This is a genomic window from Pluralibacter gergoviae ATCC 33028 = NBRC 105706, assembly GCF_001598855.1.
Classification (GTDB): domain Bacteria; phylum Pseudomonadota; class Gammaproteobacteria; order Enterobacterales; family Enterobacteriaceae; genus Pluralibacter; species Pluralibacter gergoviae.
Genome location: NZ_BCZS01000006.1, coordinates 18706 through 23366, shown reverse-complemented (window position 1 = coordinate 23366; position 4661 = coordinate 18706). Strand labels below are relative to the sequence as shown.

Below are 4661 nucleotides of genomic sequence, written 5' to 3'. Positions count from 1 at the left end.
ATAACTCTCCTTGCCGGGGAGCATTTCCATACCGACTTCCGCCAGAGACGCGTTATCTCCGGGAAAGCTCCCGCCATTTCTGATTTATTTTAGCGACCGCGGTCGCCGCACGTTTTGTTAACCGAGGTCGGGTAATCTTGCGCCGGCATTTTTTTCAACGCCGACGGCGGGCAGCAAATTATCCACTGCCGTTTCGTAATTAATTGCCGCGCTCCAGCTGTCGAACTCGGCGATAATTCGCGATGACATCGCCTGCCAGACATCCTGTTCAACGCTGAGCAAATCGTTAATACTGCGCTTGCTCAGGGTATATTCGTTTTTATAAACCTCGCGGGCCCGCAGGGCGTTCTGCAGCTGCATATTGCCGGCGTCCAGTCTGCCGCGCGCGCCTGACCAGTCGGCCATCGCCACGGAGGCTTTCTGCAACACGTCAAAACGCGCCTGATCGACTTCATTAGCCGCCATTGCTCGTGCGCCCTCCGCCTGCTGTACGCGGGCGGAAACGGCGCCGCCCTGATAGAGCGGCGCATCGATATTGAGCTGAATTTGATCGTCCCAGTAGGAGCGATTATCGGACTGATAGCGGGTACGTCCGCCCTTGAGGCTGAGGGTGGGCCAGTGCTGCGACTTCGAGCGCTGGACGGCATAATCGGCGGAGGTCGCCATGCTTTCCGCCGCCAGCACTGACGGGATAAGTGAGTAATCAATGTTATCCAGCGAGTCGCCGGAAACCATAAGAGAAGCAGGAAGCGGCGAGAGCCGCGCGGCGTCAATGCCGGTCAGCACGGCAAGCCGGGCGCGGGCGCTGCCCAGCGCGGCGCGGTACTGTTCAAGCGTGGCGCGCATACCCGCGACGCGCGTCTGGGTCTGGAGCTCATCAGAGGTTGAGCTAAGCCCGGCGTCGGCGCGCAGTTTGGCCATCTGCTGCACATTCTGCAGCGCGCTGATATTGTCCTGCGCCGCCTCGACCAGCGCCGTATAACGCTGGACCTCCACATAGCTGAGGGCGGTTTTCTCCGCCACTTCGCTAAGGGTAGACATCAGCTTATAGCGGTAGCTATCGCGCTGGGCTTTTGACTGATCAATGGCGCTGCTGGTTTTACCGAAATCATACACCAACTGGGTCAGGCTCAGGCCCCAGGCCGCAGAGTTATTCAACGAACCGCTGGAATCAGTGGTGCGGCTGTGGCCGGTACTGCCGTTGAGGGAGATCTGCGGCATCCACGCGCTTTTTGCTTCGTCTATTTGCGCCTGACCGATACCCAACTGCGCCGCCTGACGACCTACGGAAGGGTCGCGATCGAAAGCAAAAAGGATACTTTCCTTAAGCGTTATTGCCGGAATACTGGCGGCGCCCGGCAGCGGTCTGTTTATTGACGCCTGCACCATAAATACGCAGCCTAATAATAGCGACAGCGCCGTCCAGCGGATTATTGTCAATTTTACAGAGTCCATCCTGGCATTCTCTTCTCCGGCTGGGATTAGTTATTTCATCGTAGAGTTAGTGATAACAACGTAAATACACCTTCATTCCGCTGAGATATTCTTTGGGCAGCGATAAAAATCGCGATAAGCCTCCTCAATATTATTTCTTACGCTACCTTAGGACTTTTCCTTACAGGCTAAGAATTTTCTGGAGAATAGCAAAATGAATTGTAGAGGACCATACCCACAATGTTATGAAGGTGTTAACCAACAGCAATTTCAGAGCGTACAGAAGCGCCTGAATCCTCTTAAAGAGCATCAGTCATTTTTCCTGCACCTGCTAAAAGCGCCGTCATATCTAGGATTATCTGTACCGCTGTGCTGCACATTATTGCGTTAATTTCTTTTTATACTTAACCCAAAGATTTTAAAATATTTGTAAACAGCTCATTTTACGTAGGCTAAATACCGCGCTGGCACCCGCCCAGGCGGTGTCGTATTCCTAAGTCCGGTTATCAATATGTAAAATCGGCGATAGGCTTTGCCCGATATCGGCGATGCGTGATCGCGATCACACTATTAGTATGGAAATTAATAGTAAGCAGGCTAAGTTAACAGTCGGTAACAAATATTGACAATTCAGGATAAGTTAATCGTCGATAACAAATACTGACACTTGAAGCAATGACACTTGAAGCAATGACACTTGAAGCAATGACAGGAAAGTCCCATGTAAAAAGAGATGCAGAATACTGCTCCCCCCAGGCGCCGTTTCTTAAAACAAACCCTTTCACTCATCCCCATTGCCGCCGTCGGCGGTTCGCTAAACCCGCTTGTAGCACAGGCCGCAAAGACAAAGAGTGAAGGCGTCAGCGCCGATTACGTCCCGACCTTTTTTAATCAGGAGGAGTGGCAGTTCGTGCTTGCCGCCATCGGACGGCTGATCCCGGAGGATGAATACGGCCCCGGCGGCGTCAGCGAGGGTGTGCCGGTGTTTATTGATAAACAGATGGAGCTGCCCTACGGCCATGGCCACCTGTGGTATATGCAGGGACCCTTCGCCAGCGCCGAGCCCGAGCTGGGCTACCAGTCCAGCCTGGTGCCGCGCGATACCTGGCGGCGCGGCATCGCCGCCGTGAACGCCCACTGCCGCAAGCAGCAGAATAAAGCCTTTGCCGAACTCAGCGCCGCGCAGCAGGATGACCTCCTTCACCAGCTGGAGGGCGGCAAGCTGACCTTTGATAGCGTCGACGGCAAGCTCTTCTTCACCCAGATGCTGGAAAACGCCAAAGAGGGCTATTTTGCCGATCCGCTGCACGGCGGCAACCAGACGCTGGCCTCGTGGAAGCTGATTGGCTTTCCCGGCGCCCGCGCCGACTATCAACAGGTTATGGACAACCCCGGCAAGCCGTATCCGCTGGGCCCGGTCAGTATTTCCGGCAAAAGGAGCGTGTGAAAATGGCGATTAAAAAAGCACCGGTTGATGTGGTGATTGTCGGCTTCGGCTGGACGGGATCGCTGATGGCGATGGAGCTGGCGGACAGCGGACTGAATATCGTCGCCCTCGAGCGCGGCGAGATGCGAGACACCTGGCCCGATTTTGCCTATCCGCGCATCATGGACGAACTGACCTACGGCATCCGCCTTAAGCTGTTTCAGGACGCATCAAAAGAGACGGTAACGGTTCGCCACACGGTCTCGCAGACCGCGCTGCCCTATCGCCGCTTCGGCTCTTTCCTGCCGGGCAACGGCGTCGGCGGCGCCGGCGTGCACTGGAACGGGATGCTGTGGCGTCCGCTGGAGGCGGATCTGAAGATGCGCAGTACGGTCGTGGAGAAGTACGGCGCCGATTTTATCCCCGCCGACATGACGGTCCAGGACTACCCCTTCAGCTATGAGGAGATGGAGCCGTTCTTCGATAAGTTCGAGAAGATCTGCGGCACTTCTGGCCAGGCGGGCAACGTCAAGGGTGAGATCATTGAGGGAGGCAACCCCTTTGAGGCGCCGCGCCAGAATCCCTATCCGACAAAGCCGCTTAAAACCCAGTACTCCGGGCTGCTGTTCAGTAAAGCGACCAAGGCGCTGGGCTATCACCCCTTCCCGATCCCGGCGGCCAACTGCAGCGAGCCCTGGACTAACCCTTACGGCGTGCAGCTCGGCGTCTGCAACTACTGCGGCTTCTGCGAGCGCTACGGCTGCTTTAACGATTCGAAAGCCTCGCCGCAGTCCTGCGTGCTGCCGGCACTCGCCCGCCATAAGAATATTGAAGTGCGTCCGCATTCGCACGTGCTGCGGGTCAATATGGACGCCAGCGGTAAGAAAGCCACCGGCGTGACCTATATCGACGGTAACGGCCAGGAAGTGGAGCAGCCCGCCGACCTCGTGGTGCTCAGCGCCTTCCAGCTGCACAACGTGCGCCTGCTGCTGCTGTCAAAAATCGGCAAGCCCTACGATCCGCAGACCGGCGAGGGCGTGGTAGGCCGCAACTATGCCTATCAGATGAACGGCGGCGTTAAGCTGTTTTTCAATGAGGATCACAACTTCAATCCGTTCGCCGCCACCGGCACCTCCGGCATTTTTATCGACGAATTTAACGCCGAAAACTTCGACCACTCGGGGCTCGGCTTCGTCGGCGGCGCCACGATCTCGGCCACCATCACCGGCGGGCGCCCGATTCAGCAGATGTCGACGCCAAAAGACGCGCCGAAGTGGGGCAGCGGCTGGAAGCAGGCGATCAAGAAGAGCTATCTGCACACCATGAACATCGGGTCGTCCGGTTCCGTCATGCCCTATAAGCAGTGCTATCTCGATCTCGATCCGACCTACAAAGATCTGCACGGCCAACCGCTGCTACGCATGACCTTCGACTGGCAGCCGAACGAGCTGAAGATGACTAACTTCATCGGCACCAAAGCGGAGGAGATCGCGCGCCAGATCAACCCGCCGCACTACGAAATGGGCTTTATGGGAATGGATGCACACTACGATGTGCGCCCCTACCAGTCCACCCACACCACGGGCGGCGCGGTGATGGGCGACAGCCCGCATAATAGCGTGGTCAATAAGTACCTGCAGTGCTGGGATGTGCCGAACGTCTTCGTGCTCGGCGCCTGCTGCTTCCCGCAAAACCTTGCCTACAACCCGACCGGCATCGTCTGCGCCACGGCGCTGTTCGCCGCCAACGCTATCCGCCACCAGTATTTAGCCCATCCGGGCCCGCTGGTCCAGGCCTGACA

3 protein-coding genes are annotated in these 4661 nt (G+C 56.9%); 2 read left to right on the top strand and 1 reads right to left on the bottom strand.

Features of this window, described 5'->3' with window-relative positions:
• Positions 1-117 precede the first annotated feature (117 nt).
• On the bottom strand, positions 118-1389 hold the full coding sequence (locus ENGE1_RS08225) for a TolC family outer membrane protein (protein WP_225823562.1): 1272 nt from the start codon (positions 1387-1389) through the stop codon (positions 118-120).
• 778 nt (positions 1390-2167) lie between these two features.
• On the opposite strand from ENGE1_RS08225, the gene ENGE1_RS08220 reads away from it, so the two are divergent.
• Together ENGE1_RS08220 and ENGE1_RS08215 are read left to right on the top strand one after the other, a co-directional pair.
• On the top strand, positions 2168-2881 hold the full coding sequence (locus ENGE1_RS08220; RefSeq protein WP_064360603.1) for a gluconate 2-dehydrogenase subunit 3 family protein: 714 nt from the start codon (positions 2168-2170) through the stop codon (positions 2879-2881).
• Positions 2882-2883: 2 nt separating this feature from the next.
• Positions 2884-4659, top strand: a complete 1776-nt coding sequence (locus ENGE1_RS08215) for a GMC family oxidoreductase (protein WP_048252429.1) — start codon at positions 2884-2886, stop codon at positions 4657-4659.
• Positions 4660-4661 lie beyond the last annotated feature (2 nt).